This is a genomic window from Rossellomorea arthrocnemi, from assembly GCF_904424705.1.
Classification (GTDB): domain Bacteria; phylum Bacillota; class Bacilli; order Bacillales; family Bacillaceae_B; genus Rossellomorea; species Rossellomorea arthrocnemi.
This window is the reverse complement of the sequence record NZ_CAJGBF010000005.1, coordinates 238,131-252,118: the sequence shown is the minus strand read 5'-3', so window position 1 is coordinate 252,118 and position 13,988 is coordinate 238,131. Positions and strand designations below refer to the sequence as shown.

Below are 13,988 nucleotides of genomic sequence, written 5' to 3'. Positions count from 1 at the left end.
TGTTGAGGGGATACCTTCGTGAATCCGGCAGATTTGTCAGGTAATACAGCGGGAACTCTTAGACAACCAGCTAGTTGATAATATGTGTAAACACACGCATGCGCAATAACTCCATCAATCGACTTATTCCCACCAACCCCATAGGTTTTATGAAATTTTTTTGTCCGTGATTCTGTGATACAGTTATCCGGGTAATAAATGAACTGATTATGGTGTAGGAAGGGATTTTCATGAATAAAGAAAAAGGTTTACGCTGGTCATTTTTCTTTGTTGGTCTCCTTGTGCTTTCGTTTGGCATTAGCTTGACGATCAAAGGAAAAGACCTTGGAATCGGACCTTGGGATGTGTTTCATTACGGATTGTTCAAACAGCTTGGTCTGACGATCGGGACGTGGTCCATCATTGTGGGCTTTATCATCCTGTTTGTGACAGGTGTTGGAACCAGGTCATTTCCTAAAGCCGGTGCTTTCATTAATATGTTATTAATTGGGATTTTTATAGATGTATTTAATTTTGTACTGCCTGACCCACAATCTTTCATGGCTCAAGCAATCGTGTTTGCCATTGGGATCGTGGTAATTGGGTATGGAATCGGTCTGTATGTTTCAGCCGATCTTGGAGCTGGGCCAAGAGACAGTCTCATGCTGCTGGTCGTTGAGAAAACAGGTTGGAAAGTTCAATGGGTACGGAATGGAATGGAAATCATCGTGTTCTTTTTTGGCTGGTTATTAGGCGGTCCGGTCGGTATCGGAACCGTGATCATCGCATTAGGACTTGGTTCCATCGTTGGATCTTCATTACCTCAAAGCAAAAAGCTGCTTCACTCTCTCATTGAAAGACAGATGACGAAACGAGACAATCCTTTAGCAAGCTAAGGGTTGTCTTTTTTTCTTTAGGAAAAGGTTTTTCAACCGATCATCCAGAAGTATGAATAGAGTTTTGGTAAGCGGAATCTATTATGTGAAAGGCTCTCTTCGGAACGATTGTTGTTTTTGAACAATTTGTTGCTCGAGCTCTGTCAACCGGTGAATTGGCACGCCAGATCCCAGCCGGTGTCTATCGTATCTACAGAACTCACTAGTGACAAGAGGCAATCGAAAGAGCAGGACGTTGATTGCTCACCACTTAAAAAGCAACAAAGTTTTAGAAAACAGCCTTGTGAAAAGGAATGATGGGAGTATGAAAGAGCTTGTAGACTATTGTTATCTCTGTCAAAAGCCCCTCTACTGTTTAGACGGTTTCTTTAACGGTGTTCAAATAGAGGATGGGAAAAGCTGTTGCTTTGATTGTGAGGAAAAAAGCCAAAAGGAGGAGATCATTAATGAATCATGAGTATGCGGATAAACTGATAACCCTACTGAAACAACATCAAAATAGTAAGAATCAGGAAGCCATGGAAGCCTATATGAGAAATCAATTTAGGTTCTTTGGGATCAGGACCCCGGAACGAACCACTTTGCTCCGGGATTTTCTGAAGGAGAACGGTAAACCATCCATTGAAGAATTGCCTGCTATTGTTCATTCTCTTTGGTCTGAGCCTCAGCGGGAATGTCAGTACGTCGCTCTAGGTCTTATCGATAAACAATCAAAGTATTTAACAAAAGAGCATCTTCCCCTCTTGGAAGAAATGATCGTAACGAAATCCTGGTGGGATACGATCGATCATATTGCGCCCAATCAAGTAGGAAAAATTTTTCAAAAAGAGGAAGATGACACATACATAGAGAAATGGATTCATTCCGATAATATGTGGTTGAACCGAATCGCCATACTCTATCAGTTAAAGTATAAGGCAAAAACCGATGAGGAACGCCTATTCAGATATATCGTAATGCATCATCAATCCAAAGAATTTTTTATTCAAAAGGCCATCGGCTGGGCCCTGAGGGAGTATTCTAAAACGAATCCAGAAGCGGTAAAGAGTTTCATCCAATCTGAGGAGCTTGCTCCATTGAGTAAAAGAGAAGGCTTGAAGCATGTTAATAGAAAAGCAAAGGCGGAGAAGACTGTAAAACAGTAAGTGGGTCACAGAAAGAGGTAAGGGAAAATTCCTATTTATTATTCAGGTATTCACCCGTCCCTCAATCTGGTATAAAGTAGAGAAAGATAGATTCGAGAGGGGCATTTGGATATGAATTGGAATGATTGCATCGAGAGAACAAATACACACTCTGTGAAATGGTCGTTTCCCGACGGGGACGTCATCCCTATGTGTATTGCTGACATGGACTTTAAAGTTTCTTCTGCGATTGTGGAAGCACTGAACAAGAAGGCTCAGCACGGCATTTACGGCTATACCACGTTTAGCGATCGATACTTTGAGTCGATTATTTCATGGTGGAAAAGACGTTTCCAGATGAATATTGAAAAAGAGTGGATCAGCTTCAGCCCCGGGATCATTCCCGGCATCAATGTATTGCTGTCTGTATTGACGGAGCCTGGAGACGGCGTCATCATTCAAGATCCGGTTTATTATCCTTTTTATAGTACGATTGAGAATCATGGCTGTTCGGTTATAAAAAATACGTTGCTTTATAAGGATGGTGTCTATTCCATAGATTTCGACGATTTGGAATCTAAAGCGAGGGAGTCTTCGACTAAGGTCCTTATTCTTTGCAGTCCCCATAATCCTGTAGGACGGGTATGGACGAGAGAAGAGTTAACCCAAATCGGTGATATCGCCAAACGCCATGATTTATGGATTATCTCTGACGAAATGCACGGAGACTTAGTGTACGAAGGGTATGAACATATTCCACTCTTTAAAGGTGATGAGAGGCTGTTGGAGAGAAGCATACTTTGTGCAGCTCCAAGTAAAACGTTTAACATAGCGGGGCTTCAAACCTCCATTCTGCTCATCCCGAATGAGAACATAAGGGAAAGGTATCACGACAAGCTGACCGGCTATGGACTTATGAGGCCCAACGTATTTGGGATCGAAGGCACCATTGCAGCCTATGAGGAAGGGGAACCCTGGCTGGGGGAGCTTCTTATGGTTCTTGAAGAGAATAAACAGTACGTTCAGAACTATCTGGATCATCATCTTCCAGAACTCAAAGCCATCCAGCCCCAGGCCACTCATCTGATCTGGATTGACTGCACAGAACTGGAAATGAAAGGGGAAGAGCTTTGCAGGTTTTTCTTAGAAAAAGCCAGAGTCAAGTTTGACGAAGGCTTCAAATTCGGAGATAGCGGCCAACCTTTTGTTCGAATGAACATCGCCTGTCCCAAAGAGCGGGTCGATTTGGCATTAAGAAGAATGCACGAAGCGATTCTTGAACACCGTGTTGCACGCAAGATGGTAAAATAACGAGCAAAGATGAACAGAAGTAACGGCTTTTGTTCATTTTTTTTGGCTTTTTTGTAAGAATGGTTGTTTTGAACAATTTTTGTCTCAGGGTAAAGTCAGATGTTCAATTCAGAACGATGAAAGCAACTGGCAAAAAAGTCTGCAGTTTTTCAAACATAAAGGGAACACTAACATATAGACAGAATCTGAAGATAATTTTTGTCCATCACCAAAAAACATGTTAAACTAAAAAGTAGAATAATCCTTAGCAAACACAAAGAATCAACGGATAGATATTGTATTTTTGGAGTGGACATCTGTTTATAAAGCGCTTACATAACGGGAGGACGAGTATATGACAAGCAAGACACTAGATCACTTTTTACAAGAAAACCTTGAAGATTTAAAATCACGCGGTTTGTATAATGAAATCGATCCATTGCAAGGTGCGAATGGCCCGGTTATTACCATTAACGGGAAAAAGCTTGTAAACTTATCTTCAAACAACTATCTTGGATTGGCAACAGATGAACGCCTGAAAAAGGTAGCGATTGAAGCTGTTAAAGAATATGGAGTTGGGTCTGGGGCTGTTCGTACCATCAACGGTACGTTAGATCTCCATGTGAAACTTGAGGAAAAGCTTGCGGAATTTAAAGGAACAGAAGCTGCGATTGCGTATCAGTCTGGTTTCAATTGTAATATGGCAGCCATTTCAGCGGTTATGGATAAAAATGATGCCATCCTTTCAGATGAACTGAACCATGCATCCATCATTGACGGCTGCCGTCTATCAAAAGCCAAGATCATCCGTTTTGGTCATTCCGATATGGAAGATCTTCGTGCAAAGGCGAAAGAAGCGAAGGAATCCGGTCAATATAACAAACTTATGATCATCACAGACGGAGTATTTTCAATGGACGGGGATGTGTGTAAGCTTCCTGAAATTGTTGAAATCGCAGAGGAATTCGATATCATGACCTATGTAGATGATGCTCACGGTTCAGGTGTTCTTGGAAAAGGTGCCGGTACGGTCAAGCACTTTGGTCTCTCGGACAAAGTTGACTTTCAAATGGGTACGTTATCGAAAGCCATCGGGGTAGTCGGTGGATATGTGGCGGGAACTCAAAACCTGATTGATTGGTTAAAGGTCCGCTCCCGTCCGTTCCTATTTTCAACCTCTTTGACTCCGGCAGATGTAACGGCTTGTACGGAAGCCCTTGATCTTATCATGAACTCTACAGAGCTACAAGATAACATGTGGGCAAACAGCCGCTATCTGAAAGAAGAGCTGACGAAGCTTGGGTTCGACATCGGCAACAGTGAAACACCTATCACGCCTGTCATCATCGGAGAAGAGCAAGCGACACAGGATTTCAGTAAACGCCTGTATGAAGAAGGTGTTTATGCAAAATCCATCGTATTCCCGACCGTACCAAGAGGAACAGGACGAGTGAGAAACATGCCGTCAGCAGCACATACGAAAGAAATGCTGGATCAAGCGATCAATGCGTATGAAAAAGTCGGAAAAGAAATGGGAATCATCTAATTAATCGATACACACAAATGGCATAGGGCATGACTTAAACAGTCAGCCCTATCTGTATGATTCAGAAATATCACCAAAGGTAAATGCAGGAGGAAAGACGATGAAAAAGATTTTAGTAACGGGTGCCCTTGGACAAATCGGATCTGAGCTCACCAATAAACTACGTGAAGTATACGGTTCGGATAACGTAATCGCAACAGATATCCGTGAAACAGATAGCCCTGTCGTAAAGAATGGCCCTTTTGAACAACTCGATGTAACCAATGCCGAGAAGATGTTTGATATTGCCAAAACCAATAATGTAGATACGATTATCCACTTAGCTGCTCTATTATCGGCTACGGCAGAAGCGAAACCCCTGCTTGCATGGAATCTTAACATGGGCGGACTGGTCAATGCTCTTGAAACGGCAAGAGAATTAGAATGCCAGTTCTTCACGCCAAGTTCGATCGGGGCATTTGGTCCATCGACGCCTAAGGATTCAACTCCACAGGATACCATCATGCGCCCTACGACCATGTACGGTGTCAATAAAGTATCAGGAGAGCTTCTTTCAGATTACTATTTCACGAAATTTGGTGTAGATACAAGGGGGCTTCGTTTCCCTGGACTGATTTCATATGAAACTCTGCCAGGCGGTGGTACAACGGATTATGCTGTGGAGATCTACTATGAGGCAGTGAAGAATAATCATTATACTTCCTATATCGGGGAAGGAACCTCGATGGATATGATGTACATGCCAGACGCCCTTAATGCAATCATCGACCTGATGGAAGCGGATGGTTCAAAGCTTGAGCACCGCAATTCCTTTAATGTGTCAGCCATGAGCGTAGCGCCTGAAGATATTGCCAAGGCAATCCGGGTCCATTATCCGGAATTTAAGCTTGATTATAATGTAGATCCGGTTCGACAAAGCATTGCCGAAAGCTGGCCAAACGCCATCGATTCCAGTGCAGCCGCAAACGAATGGGGCTTTAAAGCAGAATATGATTTAGCCAAAATGACGGCGGATATGCTGGACAAATTAAAAACAAAATAAGCGAAAGGCTCCCCATGAAAAAAATTTATGGGGAGCCTTTTTTATTTACGAGGGTAACTTTTAGAATACGACAAAAAATGACAATTTTTGATATGAACATGATATAATGAAGAGAGAATATAAGACAGAGAGCCCTCTTGTGGAAAAAAATGGTGAAAGAGATCCTGAATTATGCTAAAATTCAGAAGTCTAACGCATTTACTAAAGGGGGGATTCAGATGAGAGAGAAAGTAAAAGTTTTCGGTATACCTTTAGGAGTCATGGTCCTATTTGTTGCTGCCCTGTTCATTCACCAGCTATTTCTTGTGAAAGAACTACCTCAGCAGAATTGGAGCCGTTCACTCCCGATGGACTATACTTCGAAAGAGAAACCTCAAATGTTTCAAAAGAATGGCGAATTATACTTATCAAGTAAAGGACAGGTTCGTGCCTTTTCCATCAATGATGAAATGAAGATTTCAAAAGAGAAAGTCATCGATACGAAAATAACAAGGGGTTACCCATTTTGGACAGATGGAAATCAAGTTATCTATTATAAAAATGGGAACTTAGTCCTCACAAACAACCAAAAGGATAGGATTCTGTCTGAGGGGATCACGGGGTTGGGGACAGGGACGGATCAGGTCTATTATTGGAGCAATGAAAAATTATTCCAGTATGGGATCAAAGAAGGTTCTTCAAAAGAAGTTCACACTTTTTCATCTGAAATCTCAGATATTCATGTGGGGGCGGATGGCCGCTCCGTCATACGAGTGAAGAAAGATGATACGCATGATTTTATTTACTATATGAACGAAAACGGTAGCGTAACGGAAAAACCGTTTCTAATGGTTAATACAGCACCAAATAAAAAGATGGATGGATTGACGTTTAAAGTAGAGGATGGGCAGTTCACCCTGCTTTATAATGAAAAATCACGTACACAGGGGACGCTTTCTTATAAAGTCTATAAGATTCAGACTCCGTTACAAGAGGTGGGAACTTCCATCCTGACGGGAACGAACATGGAGTTCGTGAATAAAAAAAACGGAGAAAAACTAGTAAGTCCAGGTGGAGTGCAGTTTGTGAACTTAGGAGGAAAAGAGTCTGTTATGTTCACTTCAGAAGGACAGCAAGTTGGGGATAACAGCTCTATCCGCATGTACCTGGCTCCGTTTGAAAGTGCAGATACGGTGCTAACTGGAACCTCAATCAGCACGACAAAGCATGTAACCTATTCTCCCCTGCAATTAACGGACGAATCACTGGTTTGGTTTAATTATGATGGTGGTACATATGAACTATATGGCGCATCTCAGAATGGGCAAGTGGTGTCAAAAAGTACAAAATGGTCCCAAAGATCAGTGGCCGAAGCGCTCAATAACGGGGTCCTTATGATGTTCAGCAGTATCGTTACCATTTTAACCTCTTTTTATTGGGTTTTACCTTCTCTGTTTTTGTTAATATTACTCTATATATTCAGACCGAATGTATTTGAAAAAGACGGGGTCAGCTGGGCGGAATATGCTTCAATCATCATCTTTCTGCTTATGCCGATCTCCTACACAAGCAAAGCGATGAACCCATACTTTTACCAGGTGGCGCCGGAGTACTTTGTGTTCCCTGGCAGCAGCTATGCATTGTTGGTGCTATTAAGCGTCATCACCTGGGTCATCTGGAAAAAAGGAAGAGATCCCGAGTGGGGGTCATTCGCAGGTGCCTTCTACTTTATGGGAATCTATGTATTGTTCTATATCTCATCGATTGGACCATATATATTTAACTTATTTTAAAAGAACAAAAGTATGAGTGAGACGGGTGACTAAGATGATAGAGAAAATGAATCGTACGAAGACACATACATTTCATAATATAATCATGATCCTGATGGCTCTATCTGTATTGCAGGTCATCGCTATACTCATGCTTGAAAAACCATGGAACTTAATTGCTGTTCTTCTCCTGGTGAGTGCTGTTGTAGCAGTGCTCCTCCTCCTTCTAAAAGAGGGAGATATGTTTATGGCAAAGCATAAAAAACTGTTGGAAGAAGAAAATCAGTTATCCACCCTCCTCCATTCCCTCCCTGATTTTGTTTGTTTCAAGGATGGGGAAGGACGGTGGTTGAAGGTCAATCAATTTGGCCGGAAGCTGTATAATCTTGAGGAAATTGATTATGTTGGGAAGACGGACCGGGATCTGGGAAAGTTGGTGCCTTTTTTTTAAAGACGCATTTGACTATTGTGTTGATTCCGATGAAGAGTCATGGAAAGCAGAACAGGTGACACGGTGTGAAGAAGGATTTTATCTTCCAAACGGGGAGTTCAAGACATTTGATGTGATTAAAGTCCCATTATTCCATTCGAATCACGAAAGAAAGGGACTCGTCATCATCGGAAGGGACATTTCCCAGCAGAAGATCGCAGAAGAAATGCTGTTAAGAAAAGAGAAGCTTTCCGTGGTAGGGGAACTGGCGGCAGGGATCGCTCATGAAATCCGCAACCCTCTCACAAGCATCAAAGGCTTCATTCAGCTGTTGGAGGAAAATGAGCATGTGTCAGGACAATACCTAACTGTCATGTCCTCAGAGATGGACAGGATCAATCAGATCGTCGGGGAATTGCTTATTTTATCAAAGCCTCAGATGAGGGAATACGAGTCCTTTGATATGAGTGAGGTGCTACGCTATGTGGTCAAGGTCATGGGGCATGAAGCACTGCTGAAAGGCATCACATTAAATATTCAGCTCCCTTCATCCCCGATTCACGTGTTCGGTGATAAGAATCAATGTATTCAAGTGTTCATCAATATCATTAAAAACGCCATCGAATCCATGAATGAAGGAGAAATCGACGTCGACTGGAAACTTCGGAACGAGTCTGTCCACATCACCATCCTTGACCAGGGAACGGGGATCCCCCCTGACCGATTGAAAAGACTGGGAGAACCGTTTTTTACCTTGAAAGAAAAAGGCATGGGGCTAGGTCTCACCATCAGTCAAAAAATCATTGAAGACCATAAAGGCTCCCTTCACATTGATTCAGAAGTAAACAAGGGAACGAAAGTGGAAGTCACCTTTCCGGTAACAAATTGAACTTGATACCTAAAAAGCCCCGTTTCCGAATTCCGGAGACGGGGCTTTTTGTAGTTTAAAAGATTATATGAGCGATGGCCACAATCACAAGTAACGTCAAGAATGTACGCTGCAGGAAGATGATGACCAGATCCTTGAAATCGACCGGGATCTTGGAGCCCAGCAGCAGTCCGCCAACTTCAGACATGTAGATTAATTGTGTAACAGATAAGCATGCAATGACAAACCGCGTAAGCTCACTCTCGATTCCAGACCCGAAGATGGCTGGAAGGAACATATCGGCAAAGCCGACAAGGATGGAGCGTGATGCTTCCGTCGCTTCCGGGATCTGCAGAAGCTCCAGGATCGGAATAAGCGGCATACCGATGTATTCGAAGAACTTCGTATTCTCCGCAACAATCAATGCTGTCGTACCGATTGCCATGACGATGGGAGCAACACCCATCCACATATCCAGCACATTTTTTATTCCGTCAGTGAAGAATTTGGATGCACTGTTATTGTTTTTTGCCTGAACAAGAGCCTGCTCGTACCCATATCCAACACGGCTGTAACCTTCAGGGATCACTTCCATCGTGTCCTTACCTTCCTGACCATTGAAATACGTGTCAGGTTTGCGGGATAAAGGCGGGATCCGCGGCAGTATAATTGCTGCAAGGAGTCCAGATGCAGCTACCGTGAGATAGAATGGGATGAAATATTCGCCTAGATTCACCTGAGAAATGACAACAAGACAGAAGGTGATGGATACAACAGAGAAGGTTGTCCCAATGACCGCTGCTTCCTTCTTTGTATAATACCCATCTTCGTATTGCTTGCTTGTCAATAATACGCCGATCGTACCGTCACCGAGCCATGAAGCTAAGCAGTCAATGGAAGAACGACCAGGAAGACCGAATACAGGACGCATGATCTTTGTTAAGAGCGCTCCGAATAATTCCAATAATCCGAAATTCAACAATAGGGGAAGGAAAAGCCCGGCAAATAAAAACACAGAAAAAAGAATGGTAAGAAGTCCATCCGGGTTTAATAGAAGACCGCCCGTTGCATCTGACCAGACCCATTCAGGACCTAGTTTGAATAACGTCATAACGGCAAAAATAGCTCCTGCTACTCTTACGATGGCCCATACAGGTCTAACGTCAAATAAACTGGAGAAAAACGGTGATTTTTCAATGAAATCCGGATGCATGATCTTTGTGATGAACGTTCCGATGACCGTAAGGATGATCAATCCTGTCATAATCGCGGGTACAAAGCTTCCGATCCAATCCTGAAGAAGCCCCGATAAGACCGCAATGGGTATCGTGATTCCGTCTTTTCCCGGAATTGGTATCATAAATAGAAAAACTCCCAATAAGGAAGGGATGATAAATCGTAAATGACTTGTTAGTGTAAAGCGATGTTGCTGATTCATAAATTCACCTCAGAAGTAGTTGTAACGGAAAATGAAACATTATTCATTCTAATGCATACATATAAAATTGTCCATAGGAAGTTCCGGAATGGCAGTGTATGTATTCCTCAGATGGTTTTCCCGAAGGAAGGATTGGTGAAACATAAAGTTTAAATAAAATCCTGAAAATCAAAACTACAAAAAGAAAGCGCTATCCTTTAGTATATTCTCTATTTTACTAAAATTTTAAAAAATTTCAATAATAACCTTGGTACTTTGGTTAATTTGATCTAAAAAAATAGATTATAAAAATAATAGAAAGGTTTATCCTGTGTTAGAGAGGGTATTAAGAATTCATACCTTAGATAGTCAGGAGATGTAATCGATGACGTCTTTAACAAAACTTACGGAGGAGCAATTGACCAATGTGTATCATCTTGCACAGGAAGAAGGATTGGAAGAAGAATTTATTGAGATGTTAGAAGGGGAGCTTGAGAGAAGGGACAGTATACGGTAGGCTCCAATTGAAAAAAAGGTAATGAATGACCCATACATACGGCTGATCTCATCACAGATCAGCCTTTTTATTGGCTGCAAAAAGCGCCGCCCTAAGTGGGGGCGCTTTTAACTATTCTTTTACAAGAATAATAGTCCCAATGAAATCACAATTCCGCTAATGACCAAGATAATGACACAATACCCCATAATATCCTTTGCTTTCAGTCCTGCAATAGCGAGAGCCGGTAATGCCCAGAAAGGTTGGATCAGGTTGGTCCAGGCATCTCCCCATGCAACTGCCATAGCCGTCTTTGCGACAGACGCATCGAGGGTTTGAGCGGCATCGAGCATAATCGGTGCCTGAACAGCCCATTGTCCACCACCGGAAGGAACGAAGAAATTGACAATTCCTGCGCTAAGGAAGGCAAAGAAGTAAAATGTCATATCATTTGAAATGGATACGAAAGCCTCGCTCATGACAACAGCAAGTCCTGATGCCGTCATCATCCCCATGATCCCGGCGTAGAAAGGGAATTGGATGACAATCCCGCTTGCCCCCTTGATGGCCTCCTGAACAGCCGTAAGGAAGCGCTTCGGCGTACCATGAAAAAGGATGCCGAGAAATAAGAATAGAAAGTTTACGATATCTAAATTTAGGGCGAAACCATTCTTCGCAAAGTATGAGAATAAGAACGCAATTCCGAGAACTGCCACTACGATGGATAGAATCATGCTGTTTTCAAGTCGGTCGGCAGGAGTCATCGCTTCTTGTTCAAGTGAGGCAGCTGTCTCATTGAAGAGCTCCGGGTCAACGGTTATCGTCTCATCTTTAGCTGGCATTAACATTCGGTTGGTGATCGGCAGGATAATAAATAATGCTGCCACTATGATAAGAGTGGACGTTGCAAAGATGGTCTCATTTGTAGAAATGACCCCGATCAAATCCTGGAACGGGTGACCGTCTGTTGCGATAGACAGTGGGATCGAACCGGAGAATCCTGCATGCCAGACAACAAAGCCTGAGTAGGCGCTTGCAATCAGTAGTCGGTAATCGACACCTTTCACCCTCTTGGCCAACTCCTTCGCAAACAGAGCTCCGATCACAAGCCCGAATCCCCAGTTGATCCAGCTCGCAATCATGGAAACAACGGTTACGATTACAATGGCAGAACCCGGAGATTTCGCAAATGAAGCGAGAAAACCGAGGAACCGTTTAAATAATGGACTGCTCGCTAGAACATATCCTGTCACTAGGACAAGCACCATCTGCATGGAAAAGGCAAGCAGGCTCCAGAAGCCGTTCCCCCAATACTGAACCATTTCAAGACTGGTGCTTTCAGTAAAAATGAGACCAAGACCGAAAACGGCCAATGTTAAAATGACCACAAATAAAAATGGGTCAGGCAAATATCGCTGCATGATTCTGTTTGATAATGATATAAGTCCCTTCATTTTAATCCCCCTTCTAAATATATATTCCCTTATTATTCTTCTATGGTTATGAGTGAAAACCCTTTCAATTTGTATAAAACAAAAAAAGCGCCCGACTCTTTCACAAGAGCTCAGACGCCAAGGGCTATTTTTTCACCGGACGGGGCTTTTCTTTCTTTTCTCTGCGAAGAAGTCTAAATAACGTCACGCACATCAAGACCAGGATCACCGTGAATGGCAATGCCGAGACAAGTGAAGCGGTCTGTAACCCCTCCAGACCACTGGAAACAAGCAATACGGCAGCAATGGCAGCAATCAGCACGCCCCAAACAATCTTCACGATCATCGGAGGGTTCAAGCTCCCTTCTGTCGTCATACTGCTTAAAATATAGGTCGCCGAGTCAGCCGACGTAATGAGAAAAGTGAAGATCAACAGAATGGATAAAACAGACAGGACCATTGTAAAGGGAAGTTCACCATATGTTGAAAATAAGGCACTCGTCACATCTTTATTGACTCCTTCCGCAATCGAGGTACCGCTGAATAAGTCCAAGTGAAGGGCTGTCCCTCCAAATACGGCAATCCACATAAGGGCAATGAGTGGAGGAACGACCAACACTCCTACAATAAATTCCCTTATCGTTCTTCCCCTTGAGACTCTGGCGATAAAAGCACCGACAAATGGAGACCAGGCGATGGCCCATGCCCAGTAGAAAATCGTCCAGTCCTGTACCCATGTCCCTCCCTGATAAGGGGTCAGACGCAAACTGTAACGGATGAAATTGGATATATAGTCGCCGATTCCAAGAGTGAATGTATTTAAGATGAATACTGTCGGACCGACGATAAACACAAAGAGCATCAGGATGAGGGCAAGTGATAAATTGAGGTTACTGAGCCATTTAATCCCCTTGTCAAGACCTGTGGTGGAGGAAGCTAAATACAGGATGAGAAGGATGAAAACGATCACGAGTTGAGTCAGCGTTCCGTTTTCTATTCCGAATACGGAACTCAGCCCTCCATTAATCTGCAGGATCCCGAGGCCGAGAGAAGTAGCTACCCCCATGACGGTTGCGATGACCGCGAGAATATCAATCGTATTTTTAATTCCCTGTGAGCCTTTGCGTTGACCGATCATGGGAGTGAGGGAAGTGGAAACAAGTCCATTCTCTCCTTTCCTGAATTGAAAGTAAGCAATGATCAATCCGACAATTGTAAAGACCGACCATTGGCTGACACCCCAGTGGAAAAAGGCGTATCCCATGGCAAGGCGGGCGGCTTCTTCCGTCTGCGCCTTCACACCCGGGATCGGGGTTTCGAAGAAATGACTCATTGGTTCTGCGATCCCCCAGAATACAAGTCCGATCCCGAACCCGGCGGAGAATAACATCCCGATCCAGGTGAAGAAAGGGTATTGGGGGCGTTCATCATCCTTTCCCAGACGTATTTTTCCGTATTTGCTCCCCATAAGGAAAAGAAGGAATAGTACGAAGAAAAATACGGCAGCGAGATAGAACCATCCAAACGAATAGGTGGTGAAGCCAAAGGCTGCATTCGCTCCTTTTGCAAAAAGTTTCGGAAAAGAAGCACCAAAAATAACTAAGATGGACACAATAATAGCTGAAATCCAAAACACTTTATTCAAATATGTACGTTTATTCAAATATGTACGTTTATTCATGTGTTACCCTCCTGACGTAGTTGACGAAAGTACTC

At 43.1% G+C, this 13,988-nt stretch carries 12 protein-coding genes; 9 read left to right on the top strand and 3 right to left on the bottom strand.

Annotated elements, in window-relative coordinates; translation table 11 throughout:
* The first annotated feature begins 230 nt into the window (after positions 1–230).
* The 8 genes from BAA9072_RS10060 (at position 231) to BAA9072_RS10025 (ending at position 8,947) form a co-directional block, all read left to right on the top strand.
* Positions 231–875 (top strand): YczE/YyaS/YitT family protein, encoded by a 645-nt coding sequence (locus tag BAA9072_RS10060; RefSeq protein ID WP_201714544.1) that lies wholly within the window; start codon positions 231–233, stop codon positions 873–875.
* Positions 876–1,321: 446 nt separating this feature from the next.
* Entirely contained in the window at positions 1,322–2,020 is a 699-nt protein-coding gene (locus tag BAA9072_RS10055; RefSeq protein ID WP_201714543.1) for a DNA alkylation repair protein, read from the top strand.
* Positions 2,021–2,131: 111 nt separating this feature from the next.
* Complete coding sequence (locus BAA9072_RS10050; RefSeq protein ID WP_201714542.1) at positions 2,132–3,310, top strand: MalY/PatB family protein; 1,179 nt, start codon at positions 2,132–2,134, stop codon at positions 3,308–3,310.
* Between the two features lie 334 nt (positions 3,311–3,644).
* Positions 3,645–4,835 (top strand): glycine C-acetyltransferase, encoded by a 1,191-nt coding sequence (locus BAA9072_RS10045; protein WP_201714541.1) that lies wholly within the window; start codon positions 3,645–3,647, stop codon positions 4,833–4,835.
* A 100-nt stretch (positions 4,836–4,935) separates the two neighbouring features.
* Positions 4,936–5,877, top strand: coding sequence for an L-threonine 3-dehydrogenase (locus BAA9072_RS10040; protein WP_201714540.1), 942 nt, complete (start codon positions 4,936–4,938; stop codon positions 5,875–5,877).
* 218 nt (positions 5,878–6,095) lie between these two features.
* Complete coding sequence (locus tag BAA9072_RS10035; RefSeq protein WP_201714539.1) at positions 6,096–7,649, top strand: hypothetical protein; 1,554 nt, start codon at positions 6,096–6,098, stop codon at positions 7,647–7,649.
* Positions 7,650–7,683: 34 nt separating this feature from the next.
* Positions 7,684–8,079, top strand: a complete 396-nt coding sequence (locus BAA9072_RS10030; protein ID WP_230980820.1) for a PAS domain-containing protein — start codon at positions 7,684–7,686, stop codon at positions 8,077–8,079.
* On the top strand, positions 8,030–8,947 hold the full coding sequence (locus BAA9072_RS10025; protein ID WP_201714537.1) for an ATP-binding protein: 918 nt from the start codon (positions 8,030–8,032) through the stop codon (positions 8,945–8,947). Before BAA9072_RS10030 ends, BAA9072_RS10025 begins: the two co-directional genes overlap by 50 nt.
* 55 nt (positions 8,948–9,002) lie before the next feature.
* Here the strand turns inward: BAA9072_RS10025 and BAA9072_RS10020 are convergent, their stop codons facing one another.
* Positions 9,003–10,364: a YjiH family protein gene (locus tag BAA9072_RS10020; protein ID WP_201714536.1), complete on the bottom strand. Its 1,362-nt coding sequence runs from the start codon at positions 10,362–10,364 to the stop codon at positions 9,003–9,005.
* Positions 10,365–10,728: 364 nt separating this feature from the next.
* Here BAA9072_RS10020 and sda point away from each other — a divergent pair, with 364 nt between their 5' ends.
* Entirely contained in the window at positions 10,729–10,860 is a 132-nt protein-coding gene (gene sda, locus BAA9072_RS10015; protein ID WP_201714535.1) for a sporulation histidine kinase inhibitor Sda, read from the top strand.
* 119 nt (positions 10,861–10,979) lie between these two features.
* Here sda and BAA9072_RS10010 read toward each other — a convergent pair whose 3' ends face one another.
* Both BAA9072_RS10010 and BAA9072_RS10005 read right to left on the bottom strand, forming a co-directional pair.
* Positions 10,980–12,293 (bottom strand): short-chain fatty acid transporter, encoded by a 1,314-nt coding sequence (locus tag BAA9072_RS10010; protein WP_201714534.1) that lies wholly within the window; start codon positions 12,291–12,293, stop codon positions 10,980–10,982.
* Positions 12,294–12,417: 124 nt separating this feature from the next.
* On the bottom strand, positions 12,418–13,953 hold the full coding sequence (locus BAA9072_RS10005) for a BCCT family transporter (RefSeq protein ID WP_201714533.1): 1,536 nt from the start codon (positions 13,951–13,953) through the stop codon (positions 12,418–12,420).
* Positions 13,954–13,988 lie beyond the last annotated feature (35 nt).

Excerpts from the sequence above, each read along its gene's own strand:
- BAA9072_RS10060 (WP_201714544.1), top strand. The coding sequence starts at position 231 with ATGAATAAAGAAAAAGGTTTACGCTGGTCATTTTTCTTTGTTGGTCTC.
- BAA9072_RS10055 (WP_201714543.1), top strand. The coding sequence starts at position 1,322 with ATGAATCATGAGTATGCGGATAAACTGATAACCCTACTGAAACAACAT.
- BAA9072_RS10050 (WP_201714542.1), top strand. The coding sequence starts at position 2,132 with ATGAATTGGAATGATTGCATCGAGAGAACAAATACACACTCTGTGAAA.
- BAA9072_RS10045 (WP_201714541.1), top strand. The coding sequence starts at position 3,645 with ATGACAAGCAAGACACTAGATCACTTTTTACAAGAAAACCTTGAAGAT.
- BAA9072_RS10040 (WP_201714540.1), top strand. The coding sequence starts at position 4,936 with ATGAAAAAGATTTTAGTAACGGGTGCCCTTGGACAAATCGGATCTGAG.
- BAA9072_RS10035 (WP_201714539.1), top strand. The coding sequence starts at position 6,096 with ATGAGAGAGAAAGTAAAAGTTTTCGGTATACCTTTAGGAGTCATGGTC.
- BAA9072_RS10030 (WP_230980820.1), top strand. The coding sequence starts at position 7,684 with ATGATAGAGAAAATGAATCGTACGAAGACACATACATTTCATAATATA.
- BAA9072_RS10025 (WP_201714537.1), top strand. The coding sequence starts at position 8,030 with ATGTTGGGAAGACGGACCGGGATCTGGGAAAGTTGGTGCCTTTTTTTT.
- BAA9072_RS10020 (WP_201714536.1), bottom strand. The coding sequence starts at position 10,364 with ATGAATCAGCAACATCGCTTTACACTAACAAGTCATTTACGATTTATC.
- sda (WP_201714535.1), top strand. The coding sequence starts at position 10,729 with ATGACGTCTTTAACAAAACTTACGGAGGAGCAATTGACCAATGTGTAT.
- BAA9072_RS10010 (WP_201714534.1), bottom strand. The coding sequence starts at position 12,293 with ATGAAGGGACTTATATCATTATCAAACAGAATCATGCAGCGATATTTG.
- BAA9072_RS10005 (WP_201714533.1), bottom strand. The coding sequence starts at position 13,953 with ATGAATAAACGTACATATTTGAATAAACGTACATATTTGAATAAAGTG.